This window comes from Pseudoalteromonas sp. PA2MD11 (genome assembly GCF_017808125.1).
Classification (GTDB): Bacteria; Pseudomonadota; Gammaproteobacteria; order Enterobacterales; family Alteromonadaceae; genus Pseudoalteromonas; species Pseudoalteromonas simplex.
The window spans coordinates 234,276-249,548 of the sequence record NZ_JADKNF010000005.1; the positions used below are offsets into that span (position 1 = coordinate 234,276).

Consider the following 15,273-nt stretch of genomic DNA (forward strand, 5'->3'; position numbering starts at 1 on the left):
GCTTATGAGTTAAACATTGAGAGCGGTTTAGGCATGTTTTTTGGGAAACTAATATGGTAATGCAAGCCTTTTCCAACTTCGCTTGTTACTTCTATATCACCGCCAAGGGTTTGCTTCACTAAGTTTAAAGTGATATGAGTACCTAACCCACTGCCACCCTGATCACGCTTGGTTGTGAAGAACGGGTCAAACAGTTTTTCTAGCTGATGTTCGGATACACCATTACCATTATCTTTAAAGTCGATAACGACTTCATCTTCTTCGTCTTTAATTATGATATCTATGATGCCACTTTCAATGCCTTCAAAGCCATGAATAAGCGCGTTCATGATCAAGTTTGTAAAAATTTGGCTAATAGCGCCTGCAGGCAGGTTGAGTGTTAAATCTTCAGGGCAATCTAAATTGATATGATGAGATGTTTTCTTTAGTTTTGGATGTAAAGAGCGGATCACTTCACCTAAATACTCTTTGAAATTAATAGTACGTACCGCTTCACTGGCTTGATCGACTGCAATTTGCTTGAAGCTTGCAACCAACTCTGATGCACGGTCTAAATTACTAGTAAGTAAGCTAGTGCTTTGCTTGGCGTCATTAATAAACTCTTCAAGCGCTTTTGGTGATAGGGTTTTTTCTTTGTATGCCGCTTCAATCTGATCTAAACGTTCTTGTAAAAATGAAGTCGCAGTCACACCAATCCCGATTGGTGTGTTTACATCATGGGTAATACCTGCAACTAAACCACCTAAAGCAGCCATTTTCTCGGAGCCGACTAGGCGCTCCTGTGCTAAGTTCAACTCATCAACATAGCGCTGTAACTCAGTTTGCTTGGTTATGAGTTCTTGTTCAGTTTGTTTACGAAGGTCTATCTCTTCAGTCAGTGTTAGCTTTTGTTTTTCTAATTCATATTTCTGTTGCTGCAAATCCATCATCGCTTGGCTAAGGTTAGATGTTTTGCGCGCGACTTCTTGCTCTAACTGTAAATTATGTTGGTCGAGTTTTTCATTACTAAGTACAAGCTCTTTCTGAGTATGTTCCAGCTCTTCTCGGTAGAGAACAACTTTATCTATTAAACGGTTAAAAGATTCTTCCATTACTTTTAATTCGTTGTGTTCAGTTGTGTGGATCTCGATATGGCGGCCTTCTAAATCGTTTAGTTCAAGATCTTCAATTTGTTCTGTAAATTGCGCAAGTGGTTCAGTTAAGCGTTTTCTAAATGCTAGTAAGAAAAGTATGATCAAAAAGGTGGTTTTGATCATTGCGTTACCGATTAGAAAATAAATAGAGATCATGATGCGGCTAAATACCACTTCTCGGCTTGAGAATAAGGTTACATCGCCTACTTGAGTTGTTTTACCCGAAAACTCAAAAATAAGCGGAAATGTATAGCCGAATAAACCGGATGGTGTATCTTCGATTATCGCTTCTTCTTGCACTAACTGCTGGCTATATAGCTCGTGAATATCTAATGAGCGACCTAATTGTGAGAGTACCTCGCCACTATCATCGCGCACAATAATGCCTTCGATCATAGGGATTGCGAGTAAGCCTTCAGCTGTTGTGATGGTTTGTTTATCGTTAAGTTCCCAAATTGCACGGGTTAAACTACGGCTAAATGTTTTTTGTAAAGTGGTTAATTCGTCACGAATGTAATCTTTAGTGTTTACATATTCAGCAATAACCTGCCCACAGGTCACTACAAAAGTGAGTAAGAAGTAGACCGAGAGCACATTTGTTAACAATTCTTTTGATAGGCTTTTCTGTAACATAGAATACCCATAGCTCCTTGGTTACATTTGTAATACATTCAATTAGTTCTAAAGTTAGCTAATAAACGGTTAAAAATAAATAAATAAATCCTTTTTTACTGGAGTATTTATAAATTGTTACTATTTTTTAAAAAAACTTAACCTTACTGCACCAATAAAAGTGTGTTATAAATTTCGCTCGTCTTTTACTTTAGCCTTTTTAGATGTTGTATTTGCTACAGCGAAGATTTTATATTCATGAATAACCCTAATTTTTCAATACTGGTTTGTGATGATTCAAGTATAGCTCGCAAACAAGTAGTTCGGTGCTTAGGTAACTGTTTAAGTGCTGATATTCAACAAGCAACCAATGGTCGAGAAGCACTTGCTTTACTACGCGAGCAAAACTTTGATCTATTGTGTTTGGATTTAACTATGCCAGAGCTAGATGGTGTTGCTGTACTTGAAACGATCAAAGCAGAGAAAATAGAGTGCTTTGTTATAGTTATTTCAGCTGATATTCAAGCGCAAATGAAGCAAAAAGTAGCTAGTTTGGGAGCCATTGATTTCATCGATAAGCCGATAGATATTGTTCGACTGAAAGCAACTTTGCATAAATTTGGTATTCATTAATCTTTTGTATAACAAAAGTGCATAATTTATCTTTTCTTTAAGGGTTGACAGCTTGGCTACATTTAAGGCAGTCTAAAGGCTATGAAAACATTTAATCACGCAACGACCATTATTATTACAACCATCATCCTTACGGGATAGTGGCATAGGTCGGTGCAACAAATTTATAGGCCTGTGTTCACTAGAACACAGGCCTTTTTCGTTTATGGAATGAGGAAACATAAATAATGCGAGTATTAAAATTTGGTGGGTCGTCCTTGGCCGACTACGCATGTTTGCAACAGGTAGCTCAGTTAGTCAAAGAAGAACTACGCGATGAAATGCTGTTAGTGCTGTCAGCACCAGGTGGCATGACAGATTCATTAGTTGCATTAGCAAGCGCTGCAGAGCAGGGGCAAGATTTTAGTGAGTTATGGCAAGCATTGGTTGCGCGCTGTGAACAATTAAAAGCTGCTGTTGAAGCTGACTTTGGTCAGGTAGTGAATTGGCCTGATTTAAACGAACTTAAGAATAAACTGGATGGTGTTGCACTTTTGAAGTGTTGCCCAGACCAAGTACGTGCTTATGCAATTAGTTTTGGTGAGCGCGTTAGTGTTGCCTTAATGGAGTGTATGCTTAACGAAAGTAATGCTCGTTATTTAGAAGCAACAGACTGTATTGCATCTGTAGGTGGCTACATTGATGCTGAAGCTGACTTGACTGCAAGTAAGTTACGTTTTCAAGCTGCATTAAAAGCAGCACCGAGCACTATTTATATTATGCCGGGTTTCACTGCTGCCAATGAGCAGGGGGAACTAACAACACTTGGTCGCAATGGTTCAGATTACTCAGCAGCAATAGCTGCGGCATGTTTAGAAGCTGATGTATGCCAGATCTGGACTGATGTTGACGGTGTTTACAATGCTGACCCGCGTTATATCAAAAAAGCATCTAAGGTTGATTCGTTATCTTATAAAGAAGCAATGGAGCTGTCTTACTTTGGTGCGAAAGTATTACACCCGAAAACGATTTTACCTTGTGCTAAAGCTGGTGTGCCGTGCGAGATCAAAAATACTCATAACCCACGCGCTGAAGGTTCAGTGATCAGTAACGACAGTGTGTCGAACGAGCCTGTTAAAGCGCTATCAAGTTTACAAAACCTCGCTATGTTAACGGTGTCTGGCCCAGGTATGAAAGGCAAAGTGGGTATGGCATCAAAAGTATTTAATGCATTGGCGCATGACAATGTGTCAATTGTACTAATCACACAATCTTCGTGTGAATTTAGTATCAGTTTCTGTGTGCATGAGAGCGACCTATCACTTGCTCTAGAAGCATTACAAACTGCTTTCGAATTAGAATCACAAGCCGGTTTAATCGAACCAGTTCAAGTACAGCGTAACCTTGCGATTGTAACCCTAGTTGGTGATAACATGCGTGCGCACAAAGGCTTAGCAGCTAAGTTCTTTGCTTCATTAGCTCAAGCGCAGGTTAACATTGTTGCTATTGCACAAGACTCGACTGAGAGTGCTATTTCAGCGGTTATCGATGGTGAACTATGCAACGACGCAGTGAAAGTGTGCCATGAGAACTTCTTTACTCACATTCCTTCAATCGATGTGTTTTTACTCGGCTGTGGCTTAGTAGGTCAAGAACTTATCCAGCAGTTAAAGCGTCAACAAGCATGGCTTGAAAAACGTAATATTAAACTGAACTTGTACGGTGTTGCTAATTCAAGGCAGCTTTATCTAGATAGCGAAGGCATTGCTTTTGATGGCTGGCAAGACAAATTAGCCGTGTCAGAGCAGGCATTTGATTTAAATTTGGTCGAGCAATTTGTTAAACAAAACCATTTAATTAACCCTGTGATCGTAGATTGTAGCTCAGCCGATAAGCTTGCTGGGCAATATGTTGATTTCTTGAATGCCGGTTTCCACGTTGTTGCGGCAAACAAAAAGGCCAATACTAGCTCGTATGCTTACTACCAAGATTTAGTTGCAGCGACACAGAAGAATAATCGTAAGTTTTTATACGAAACAAATGTAGGTGCAGGCTTACCAGTACTTGATAACCTGAAATCACTCTTTGGTGCCGGTGATGAACTTATTAAGTTCAGCGGTATCTTGTCGGGTTCATTATCGTATATGTTTGGTGCGCTACAAGATGGTTTATCACTTAGCGAAGCCACGTTAAAAGCAAAAGAAAGTGGTTTTACAGAACCAGATCCGCGTGATGATTTATCAGGCACTGATGTTGCTCGAAAACTACTGATCATTGCCCGTGAATCGGGTCTTGAGTTAGAACTAAGCGATATCGAAGTTGAATCTGTTTTACCAAAAGGGTTTGCAGAAGGTGATTCTGTAGCAGATTTCATGGCAAAACTACCATCACTTGATGCACAGTTTAACGACCGTATACAAAGTGCTGCAAGCGAAGGTAAAGTACTTCGTTATGTGGGTACTATTGAAAACGGTCAATGTAAAGTAGGCATTGAAGCCGTAGATAGTAGCCATGCTCTTTATGATATCCGTGACGGTGAAAATGCACTGGCCATCTTAAGTCAATATTATCAACCTCGTCCGTTTGTTATTCGTGGTTATGGCGCAGGTGCTGAAGTAACGGCTGCAGGCGTATTTGCCGACATTTTAAAAACGTTAACACGTTAGGAGCTGGTCATGATCCGTGTATATGCACCCGCTTCAATCGGGAATTTTGCTGTCGGCTTTGATGCGTTAGGTGCTGCGCTAGCACCAATCGATGGCACCTTATTAGGCGATGTTGTAGAGGTGAGTGCCGCTGAGCAAGATACTTTTGTCTGCTCTGGCGACTATGCCCACAAACTGCCTGCTAATGCTGAAGAAAACTTGGCTTATCAATGTTTAATTCATTTTAAAGAACACGTTGCACCGACTATGCCAGCGGTAAAACTTGAGCTTAAAAAGAACCTACCAATTGGTTCAGGTTTAGGTTCGAGTGCCTGTTCTGTGGTGGCTGCGTTTGCAGCCCTTGATAAGTTCGCTGAAACCAACTTATCTCAAGAGCAACTTATCGAGTTGATGGCTGATTTTGAAGCCATTGTTAGTGGCGGTCGTCATTACGATAACATCACACCATGTTATTTAGGTGGCTTGCAATTAACTGGTGAACTCATTCCGAACAAGTCAATTTCGTTACCTGTTGATAATCAATGGTATTACGTAGCGGCTTTTCCGGGATTTTCACTGAATACCGCAAAAGCGCGTTCGGTCTTGCCAACGCAATTATCAATGCACGACAGTGTTGAGTTCGCACAACGACTTTCTGCATTTAGCAGCTTATTGCTTACAGGTCGCTTTGACGCAGCGCTTTCCATTATGAGTGATGAAATCGCTGAGCCACATCGCGCACCGCTCATTCAAGGCTTTGCCGAAGCAAAGAGTGCCTTGCCAGAGCTTGGTGCAGAGATTGTCAGCATTTCTGGTGCGGGCCCAACATTATTTACCGTGTGTAAGAGCCTGGAAGCTGCTAAGCAGTGTGCAGCTTGGCTGAATGATAATTACATCAATGAGCAGGGCTTCTGCCACATCTGCCAACTTGATCAGCTTGGCACACGACAGCTTTAAAGAATTTAAGGAATAAACATGCAATTACATAATTTAAAAGATGAAACACAACAGGTGTCGTTTGTTGAAGCGGTAAAAACGGGTTTAGGGCGTAATCAAGGTGTATTCTTCCCTAATAGCCTTACACCAATTCAAGACATTGATAAGTTACTTGATTTAGACTTTGTGAGCCGTAGCAGTAAGATTTTATCGCACCTGATTGGTGACGAGCTTCCTGCCGATACCGTTGCACAGATGGTGCAAAATGCGTTTAACTTTGATGTGAAATTAGTTGAAGTAGAAAAAGATATTTATTGCCTTGAATTATTTCATGGCCCAACGCTTGCGTTTAAAGACTTTGGTGGCCGTTTTATGGCTGAGTGTCTTGCGCAATTTAATCAGGGTGAAAAAGTCACGATTTTAACGGCTACATCAGGCGATACAGGGGCTGCAGTTGCCCATGCATTTTATAATAAGCCAAATATCGATGTCGTGATCTTATACCCGAAAGGTAAAATTTCATTAGCGCAGCAAAAGCTATTCACAACGTTAGGCAATAACATTCACTGCTATGCGGTTGATGGTAGCTTTGATGATTGCCAAAGTATGGTAAAGCAAGCCTTTTTAGACGACGAAGTTAAACAAAAGCTAGGTCTAAACTCTGCTAACTCAATCAACATCAGTCGTTTAGTTGCACAGGTTTGCTATTACTTTGAAGCGATTGCTCAATTACCAAAAGAGCAGCGTAGTAAAGCGCATATCTCAGTCCCAAGTGGTAACTTTGGTAATGTGTGTGCCGCGATGATCGGTGCTGTGCTTGGTATGCCAGTAGCGAAATTAAGCGCTACAACTAACCAAAACGACACGGTGCCACGTTTCTTACAAAATAAAGAGTGGGCACCGAATGATACGCTTGAGTCACTATCGAACGCTATGGATGTGAGTAAACCGAATAACTGGCCACGTGTGCAATTCATGCTAGATAACGAATGGTTTAGCTATGATGACTTTTATTCGAGCTGTGTTGGTGAAGAAGAAACAAAAGAAGTGATGAAAAAAATTCATCAAACAGGTTACATCGCAGAGCCTCATACTGCAATTGCTTATCAGGGCTTGAAAGAAAATCTAGCTGATGGCAGTGCAGGTATCTTTTTAGCGACTGCACACCCAGCTAAATTCAAAGACAGCGTAGAGCAAATTTTAGACATCGAATTGCCTATGCCGAAACCACTAGCAGATGCATTAGCGAAGCAATGTTTGGCCGAAGATATTAAATTTGATTATCAATTGCTTCGAACTGAGCTGTTAAATAAATTAGCTTAGTGCTTTATAAAGGTATAAAGAGCGGCTAAGCCGCTCTTTTTAATACAGCCTTTTAATGAAGTCTCTAATGAAGTCTCTAATGAAGTAACGAATGACTATGTCGGTTTAAAATCCTCATGCTTAGGATGACCCCGGCCGCGATACATAGCAAAATGCTGATCACCGAGACGAGCTCATTTTGCGTCCATTGCATTAAGGTGAAAGCCGAAATAAAAATGATAAAAGGTTTAAATTCATAGTAATAGCGACGTTTTTTTTGTTTAACACGTTGGCTTGAATGATCGGTTCTTCTGGCTTCTGAACGCATCCGCCAAATATTAGCACCTAATAAAAATAAGATTACACCGATGAGAGTTGGCACATAATTATTTGCCAATGCGATACAGCTTATGCCAAGAAAAAAATATCCGTAGGGGACTAATTCGTATATTGGTTTAGCTAACATGTACTTATACCATCCTTGATATTGACTAGTCCTATAAGCTTAGTTTGTCCCTATAAAAACGCAATTTAATCGGGCGGTTTTTCGTTGAAATAACATTTTAAATATCTATGAAATATTTTAAATCTATAAATTTTTATTATGTATCAATAAAAAAATATCATTATTAAAACACTGTGAAATAAATTCAATCCCTGTTTAAATATGTTCATCTTTACAAGATAGGCAAAAGTGCGTTTTAAGCGTACAATACAGCCTTTAAAAAACACCATACACGTTGCCTTAGGAGACCCCATGTTAGAACGTAGCATGAATATTTCGGATTTCGATCCAGAGTTATTTGCAGCCATCACTAAAGAGACGGCTCGTCAAGAAGAGCATATCGAACTGATCGCGTCTGAAAACTATTGTAGCCCACGCGTACTTGAAGCGCAGGGTTCTCAGCTTACCAACAAATACGCTGAAGGTTACCCAGGCAAACGTTACTATGGCGGTTGTGAGCATGTTGATGTTGTTGAGCAATTAGCAATTGACCGTGCAAACGAATTATTCGGCACAGATTACGCTAACGTTCAACCGCATGCGGGCTCACAAGCAAACGCAGCTGTTTTCCAAGCACTTCTTCAGCCGCACGATACAGTACTAGGTATGAGCTTAGCTCATGGTGGTCACTTAACTCACGGTTCACACGTTAACTTTTCTGGTAAAACGTACAATGCAATTCAATACGGCCTAAACGACGAAACAGGCGAAATTGATTATGCTCAAGTTGAAGCGCTTGCATTAGAGCACAAGCCAAAAATGATCATCGCTGGTTTCTCTGCATACTCAGGCGTTGTTGACTGGGCTAAATTCCGTGAAATCGCTGATAAAGTAGGCGCATACTTATTTGTAGATATGGCTCACGTTGCTGGTCTTATCGCAGCGGGTGTATACCCAAGCCCAATTCCTCACGCACACGTTGTTACAACAACAACTCACAAAACATTAGCGGGTCCTCGTGGCGGTCTAATCGTTTCTGCATGTGGTGATGAAGAGATCTACAAAAAGCTAAACAGCGCTGTATTCCCTGGCGGTCAAGGTGGTCCTTTATGCCACATCATCGCTGCTAAAGCGGTTGCTTTCAAAGAAGCATTACAACCAGAATTCAAAGCGTACCAAGCACAAGTTGTTAAGAACGCTCAAGCTATGGTTGAAGTACTGCAAGAGCGTGGCTACAAAGTTGTTTCTGGTAAAACAGACAACCACTTATTCCTTCTTGACCTAATCGACAAAGATATCACAGGTAAAGATGCTGACGCGGCACTAGGTAACGCAAACATCACTGTTAACAAAAACTCAGTACCAAACGACCCACGTTCACCGTTTGTAACGTCAGGTCTTCGTATTGGTTCTCCGGCTATTACGCGCCGTGGTTTCAAAGAAGCTGAGTCAAAAGAGCTTGCTGGCTGGATCTGTGACGTACTAGACAACATCAACGATGAGTCTGTTCAAGCAGAAGTAAAAGAGAAAGTTAAAGCTATCTGTAAAAAATTACCAGTTTACGCTTAATTACTGGTTAAACCGTAATTAAGATAACAATAGCGTTGTTTTTTGCTATCATAAAGGCCGCTTACTAAGCGGCCTTTTTGTTTTTTATAAACGGAACTAGAACCCTATGCATTGCCCTTTTTGCACCGCAAAAGATACTAAAGTAATTGATTCTCGACTTGTTGGCGGTGGTCACCAAGTGAGACGTCGACGTGAATGTAACGAATGCCATGAGCGCTTTACCACCTTTGAAGGCGCTGAACTTGTGATGCCAAGAGTCATCAAGCAAGACGGTAGCCGCGAACCATTTAACGAAGACAAGTTACTGAATGGCTTGCATCGCGCTTTAGAGAAACGCCCAGTGAGCACTGAGCAGGTCGACGAAGTCGTTAACATCATTAAATCTCAACTTCGTGCTACCGGTGAGCGTGAAATCTCTAGCCATTTAATTGGCGAATGCATCATGGAGTCGCTGAAAAAACTCGACAAAGTAGCCTATGTGCGCTTTGCATCGGTTTATCGTTCATTTGAAGACATTCGCGAGTTTGGAGAAGAAATCGCTCGTTTAGGTGATTAATCATGTCGTTTACAGAACTTGATACTGTTTACATGGCGCGTGCCATTGAGCTTGCTAAACACGGCCGTTTTACTACCACGCCAAACCCGAATGTTGGCTGTGTACTGGTTAAAGATGACGAAATAGTCGGTGAAGGGTTTCATCAAATCGCAGGGCAGGGCCATGCTGAAGTGAATGCCTTGGCTGTAGCTGGCGATAAAGCAAAGGGCGCCACTGCCTATGTCACTTTAGAGCCTTGTAGTCATTATGGACGCACTCCGCCTTGTGCCGAAGGTTTAAAAGCTGCGGGTGTAAGCAAGGTGATTGCTGCTATGGTTGACCCAAACCCTGCGGTAAGTGGTCGAGGCCTGCAGATATTAGCTGACGCTGGTATTAGTGTGGCATCTGGCTTACTTGAGCAACAAGCGCGCGATTTAAACAAAGGCTTTTTAAAGCGTATGGAAACAGGGTTGCCATATGTAACCTGTAAAATGGCGTGCAGTTTAGATGGTAAAACCGCACTCAATAATGGCCAAAGTAAATGGATAACAGGCCCTCAAGCGCGCCAAGATGTGCAAGCATTTCGTGCGCAAAGCTGCGCTATCTTAACCGGTGCAGACACCGTTATTACTGATAATGCAAAACTTAATGTCCGTATTGATGAGTTGCCATTTACCATGCCAACCTCGTTGCCTTTGCGCCAACCAACCCGAATCATTATTGACTCACAAAACAGGTTAACGCCTGAGCTTTCGTTATTCAGCATCGAGAGCCCGGTAATAATTTTTACCACTTCGCTTGATAATCACACCAAGTGGCCTCACTTTGTTAAACACGAAGTGGTGCCAGCAGTTAACAATAAAGTTGATTTATCGGCGGTTTTAAAGCGTCTTGCTGAACTGCAATTTAATCATATTTGGCTCGAAGCGGGAGCAACCCTTGCAGGGGTGTTTGCCGAGCAAGATTTAATTGACGAATACATTGTTTATATTGCCCCTAAGTTAATAGGTGATATGGGCAAAAGCTTACTAAACTTTGCAGAAGTCACCATGATGAGTGATATCACTGAACTGACCTTTACTGATACAGTGATGATTGGCGACGATATTCGCTTAACAGCGACAAAAGCAAAGCAAGCCACAAAAATTGAAAATAAAGAGTAGCACTATGTTTACTGGAATTATTGAAGCAACAGGTAAAATCGTTGAACTATCACAAAAACAAGGTGATCTAGCTATTCGTATTCAAAGCGCTAATTTGGATATGGAAGACGTCAAGCTCGGTGACAGTATTGCCACCAATGGTGTGTGTTTAACGGTTGTCGCTAAACATAGCGATGGTTTTAGTGCTGACTTATCAAACGAAACAATTAGCTTAACTGGGTTTGCACATTATAAAAAAGGGCAAACAGTTAACCTCGAAAAAGCTATGCAACCGGTTTCTCGCCTAGGTGGGCACTTAGTGTCAGGCCATGTTGATGGTATTGCGACTGTCGAAAGTATTAGTCCTAATGCTCGTGCAACTGAGTATTGGTTAAGTACTGACAATGATTTAATGAAGTACATTCCGTACAAAGGCTCGGTGTGTATTGATGGCATTAGCCTAACCGTCAACGAGGTTGAGCAAAATCGCTTTAAGCTGACGATTGTTCCACATACTGCTGAGCAAACAACGATTGCAGAATTTCAGGTGGGTACTCAGGTGAACTTAGAAGTTGACCAGATTGCTCGCTATTTAGAGCGCCTAATTACAGGGGCTGAACAACCTTCCCGTTCAGACATATCAATGAGCTTGCTCGCACAAGCTGGCTTTATTAAGTAAGCAAAGATACGTCACTATTAATCATACTCTCATGGGCACATTATGAATTTACACAGCGCGCAAGAAATTATCGATGACATTAAAGCCGGTAAAATGGTTATTTTAATGGACGATGAAGACCGAGAAAATGAAGGCGATTTAATTATCGCGGCAGAACATATCAGTGCTGATGCCATCAACTTTATGGCAACACACGGCCGTGGTTTAATTTGTTTAACAATGACACAAGAGCGTTGTCAGCAGTTAGAATTACCACTGATGGTTAAAAATAACGGTGCAGCTTTTTCAACTAACTTCACTATGTCGATTGAAGCGGCGAAAGGCGTAACTACAGGTATTTCAGCAGCCGACCGCGCACGTACCGTACAAGCCGCAATCGCTAAAGGTGCCGTACCGAGCGATATCGTACAGCCAGGGCATATTTTCCCAATTATGGCGCAGCCTGGTGGCGTGTTAACACGTGCTGGTCATACTGAAGCGGGTTGTGATTTAGCACGTTTAGCAGGTCTTGAACCTTCATCTGTGATTGTTGAAATTCTAAATGCAGATGGCACTATGGCCCGTCGCCCAGATCTTGAAGTATTTGCTAAAGAGCATGACTTAAAGATTGGCACTATTGCTGATTTAATCGAATACCGAAACCTAAACGAAACCACCATTGAGCGTGTTGCAAAATGTAAACTGCCAACAGAACACGGTGAGTTTGATTTAGTGACCTACAAAGACACCATTGATGGTCAGCTTCACTATGTTTTACAAAAAGGTGAAGTATCGAAAGATGAACCTACGCTAGTACGTGTTCACTTACAAAGCACTTTTAACGACATTCTATTATCAGATAGAAGTGCTGATCGTAGCTGGGGCTTATCAGATGCAATGGCTTATATCGCTGAGCACAACGGCGTGCTGGTTATTTTAGGTAAACAAGAATCAACTGAAGACTTAGAAGCCACTGTTAAAGCGTTTGCTGCTGAAGATGCGGGCGAAAATGTCAGTCATCGTAAATTCCAAGGTACATCGCGTACTGTGGGTGTGGGCTCGCAGATTTTAGCTGATTTAGGTATTGAAAAGATGCGCTTAATGAGCCGTCCTAAGAAGTACCACGCGCTATCTGGTTTCCACTTAGAAGTGGTTGACTATGTTGAGCCTCGCTCTTAATTTGGGAAAATAGATTTACTAGGCTACTTTTATATTTTTGTGGTATTATGCGCCGTAATTTTTGCGCAATCGCAACCGCTTAAACTTATTTTTTAGGGTTATTAAATGAAAATTATTGAAGGTAACAAATACGCACCGGGCAAAAAATTTGCCATTGTCATTTCTCGCTTTAATGACTTTATTGGTAGCAGCCTATTAGCAGGTGCTGTTGATGAGCTTAAGCGCACAGGTGGTGTTTCTGAAGACGACATTACTGTTGTTTACGTACCAGGTGCCGTTGAATTACCTTTAGCAGCGAAACGCGTTGCAGCAAAGAAAGAACACGATGCAATCATCGCTCTAGGTGTCGTGATCAGAGGTGGTACGCCACACTTTGATTTAGTCGCTGGCGAATCAAACAAAGGTCTTGCGCAAGTATCTCTTGAGTACGATATCCCGGTTGCATTTGGCGTATTAACCACTGAAAGCATTGAGCAAGCAATTGAGCGCGCAGGTACCAAAATGGGTAATAAAGGCGGCGAAGCTGCTTTAGGTGCGCTTGAAATGGTTAATGTGTTAGACAAAATTTAAGTTTAAGGAATCTCTGTGAAACCAGCAGCAAGACGTAAAGCACGTATCTTAGCACTTCAAGCCGTATACTCTTGGCAGTTAAGCGGTAACCCAATTGCTGATATTGAACAGCAAATGTTAATTGAAAATGATGTGACTAAGATCGACGTCGAATATTTCAAAGACCTAGCACGCGGTGTTGTTGTTAACTGTAAGCAATTAGATGAAATCGTTGCACCACATTTAGCACGCCCAGCTGATGAGTTAGACATGGTCGAAAAAGCAATTTTACGTCTGTCTGGCTATGAGCTGAAATTCCGTGAAGACGTACCTTACAAAGTGGCAATCAATGAAGGCATTGAGTTGGCTAAGATGTTTGGTGCTGAAGACAGCCATAAATTTGTCAACGGTGTACTTGATAAAGCAGTGAAAGAACTGCGTAAGTAAGTAACCCCGTAAAGGAGAGCCGGCTTGGGCCGGCTTTTTTGTGTATGAAGGAATTTGAATTAATCAATCGTTACTTTAAGGGCCGTGGCATTATTCGCCGTGATGTGAACCTAGGTATTGGTGACGATTGTGCCTTAGTAACTGTGCCTGAAAACTGTCAATTGGCGGTAACAACAGATACTTTAGTTGCGGGCGTACACTTTTTTGATGACATCTCTGCGCGTGCTCTTGGGCATCGAGCTTTAGCTGTTAACTTAAGTGATCTTGCGGCAATGGGCGCTGAACCTACGTGGATTTCGGTAGGCCTAACTTTGCCTGAAGCAAATATAGAGTGGCTTGAAGAGTTCACTGAAGGCATGCATGAAATTGCAGAGTACTTCAATGTGCAAATCATTGGTGGTGATACCACTCAAGGCCCTTTAACTATTACGATTTGTGCTAAAGGCATCGTGCCTGAAGGCAAAGCACTGCGCCGTAGCGGTGCTAAAGTTGGCGATTGGATTTATGTAACAGGTCCATTAGGTGATGCTGGTGTAGCCATTGAAGCCCGTAAACAAGGCCTCGATATCGCCCCTGAACACTTAAGCTATTTAAATAATCGTTTTGATTATCCGACGCCACGTGTAGCAGCGGGGCAAGTTTTGCGAGGCGCAGCCTCTTCAGCAATTGATATCTCCGATGGCTTATTAGCTGATTTAGGCCATATTTTAGCGCTATCGCAAGTTAGTGCGGTGATCAATGTTGATAAAGTGCCTGTTTCTGATGCATTAAATTCGTCGATTCCACGTGCTGAGCAATTTGACTATATCTTAAATTACGGTGACGACTATGAGTTGCTGTTTACTGTGCCAGAAAGCAATAAAAGCATGGTTGATATGAAACTGCGCCAATATGGTGTAGAAGCAAGCTGTGTAGGTCAAATTAAAAGTGGCGAAGGTGAGATTGAGCTATTGCTTGACGGCGAAAAGTTTAACTACCAAGGAAAAGGCTTTCAGCACTTTACAAAGGAGCCGGTTTGAGCAGTAACCGTTTATTCAATTTAAAACGCCCACACCAATTTTTTGGTCTGGGTTTTGGCTTAGGCCTTGCCCCTAAAGCGCCAGGCACCTTTGGTACCTTTGCTGCCTTGCCATTTATTTTCACCACAATGTATTTTCCGCTTTGGTTACAAATTGTATTTGCTGTCGTGATCAGCGTGTTTGGTATTTGGGCATGTGGTAAAACAGCAGATGACTTAGGTGTGCATGATCATCCAGCCATTGTTTGGGATGAAGTTGCTGGTTATTATATCACCATGATTGGTGCTGCACTGAGTTGGCAGTCACTGTTGGTTGGTTTTTTATTGTTCCGCTTTTTTGATATCGCTAAACCAGGTCCTATCAGAATTTTAGATAGACGTTTACATGGGGGCTTGGGCATCATGGCTGATGATATTTTAGCAGGTATTTTTTCATTAATTTGTGTTCAAGCCTTGTTTAAAGCAGGCTATTTGCCTTTTTAAACGATGAG

The 15,273-nt window shown here is 41.7% G+C and carries 14 protein-coding genes; 13 read left to right on the forward strand and 1 reads right to left on the reverse strand.

Annotated features, from left to right (window positions below):
* Positions 1-2: 2 nt before the first annotated feature.
* The gene (locus ISP07_RS08615; RefSeq protein WP_054552582.1) at positions 3-1,766 is read right to left on the reverse strand and encodes a sensor histidine kinase; all 1,764 of its coding nucleotides are present in this window, start codon (positions 1,764-1,766) and stop codon (positions 3-5) included.
* A 237-nt stretch (positions 1,767-2,003) separates the two neighbouring features.
* Here ISP07_RS08615 and ISP07_RS08620 point away from each other — a divergent pair, with 237 nt between their 5' ends.
* The 13 genes from ISP07_RS08620 to ISP07_RS08680 all read left to right on the forward strand — a co-directional run bounded on the left by ISP07_RS08620 (position 2,004) and on the right by ISP07_RS08680 (position 15,265).
* A complete protein-coding gene (locus ISP07_RS08620; protein ID WP_054552581.1) occupies positions 2,004-2,378 on the forward strand; it encodes a response regulator in 375 nt (124 codons plus the stop codon).
* A 227-nt stretch (positions 2,379-2,605) separates the two neighbouring features.
* Positions 2,606-5,023, forward strand: a complete 2,418-nt coding sequence (gene thrA / locus ISP07_RS08625; protein ID WP_209327379.1) for a bifunctional aspartate kinase/homoserine dehydrogenase I — start codon at positions 2,606-2,608, stop codon at positions 5,021-5,023.
* Between the two features lie 9 nt (positions 5,024-5,032).
* Positions 5,033-5,959, forward strand: coding sequence for a homoserine kinase (gene thrB, locus ISP07_RS08630; protein WP_138615806.1), 927 nt, complete (start codon positions 5,033-5,035; stop codon positions 5,957-5,959).
* 18 nt (positions 5,960-5,977) lie between these two features.
* Positions 5,978-7,261 (forward strand): threonine synthase, encoded by a 1,284-nt coding sequence (gene thrC / locus ISP07_RS08635; RefSeq protein WP_054552578.1) that lies wholly within the window; start codon positions 5,978-5,980, stop codon positions 7,259-7,261.
* 736 nt (positions 7,262-7,997) lie between these two features.
* Positions 7,998-9,254, forward strand: coding sequence for a serine hydroxymethyltransferase (glyA, locus tag ISP07_RS08640; protein ID WP_054552577.1), 1,257 nt, complete (start codon positions 7,998-8,000; stop codon positions 9,252-9,254).
* 106 nt (positions 9,255-9,360) lie between these two features.
* Positions 9,361-9,810: a transcriptional regulator NrdR gene (gene nrdR, locus ISP07_RS08645; protein WP_054552576.1), complete on the forward strand. Its 450-nt coding sequence runs from the start codon at positions 9,361-9,363 to the stop codon at positions 9,808-9,810.
* Between the two features lie 2 nt (positions 9,811-9,812).
* Positions 9,813-10,952: a bifunctional diaminohydroxyphosphoribosylaminopyrimidine deaminase/5-amino-6-(5-phosphoribosylamino)uracil reductase RibD gene (gene ribD, locus ISP07_RS08650; RefSeq protein ID WP_209327380.1), complete on the forward strand. Its 1,140-nt coding sequence runs from the start codon at positions 9,813-9,815 to the stop codon at positions 10,950-10,952.
* A 4-nt stretch (positions 10,953-10,956) separates the two neighbouring features.
* Entirely contained in the window at positions 10,957-11,610 is a 654-nt protein-coding gene (locus tag ISP07_RS08655; RefSeq protein WP_209327381.1) for a riboflavin synthase, read from the forward strand.
* 42 nt (positions 11,611-11,652) lie between these two features.
* Positions 11,653-12,768 carry a bifunctional 3,4-dihydroxy-2-butanone-4-phosphate synthase/GTP cyclohydrolase II gene (gene ribBA / locus ISP07_RS08660; RefSeq protein WP_209327382.1) on the forward strand — a complete coding sequence of 372 codons (1,116 nt, stop codon included), beginning with the start codon at positions 11,653-11,655 and terminating at the stop codon, positions 12,766-12,768.
* 105 nt (positions 12,769-12,873) lie between these two features.
* Positions 12,874-13,338 (forward strand): 6,7-dimethyl-8-ribityllumazine synthase, encoded by a 465-nt coding sequence (gene ribE, locus ISP07_RS08665; protein ID WP_054562661.1) that lies wholly within the window; start codon positions 12,874-12,876, stop codon positions 13,336-13,338.
* 15 nt (positions 13,339-13,353) lie between these two features.
* Positions 13,354-13,764 (forward strand): transcription antitermination factor NusB, encoded by a 411-nt coding sequence (nusB, locus tag ISP07_RS08670; RefSeq protein ID WP_054552571.1) that lies wholly within the window; start codon positions 13,354-13,356, stop codon positions 13,762-13,764.
* A 44-nt stretch (positions 13,765-13,808) separates the two neighbouring features.
* The gene (gene thiL / locus ISP07_RS08675) at positions 13,809-14,783 is read left to right on the forward strand and encodes a thiamine-phosphate kinase (protein WP_054552570.1); all 975 of its coding nucleotides are present in this window, start codon (positions 13,809-13,811) and stop codon (positions 14,781-14,783) included.
* A complete protein-coding gene (locus tag ISP07_RS08680) occupies positions 14,780-15,265 on the forward strand; it encodes a phosphatidylglycerophosphatase A (protein ID WP_062566077.1) in 486 nt (161 codons plus the stop codon). Before thiL ends, ISP07_RS08680 begins: the two co-directional genes overlap by 4 nt.
* The last annotated feature ends 8 nt before the right edge of the window (positions 15,266-15,273 follow it).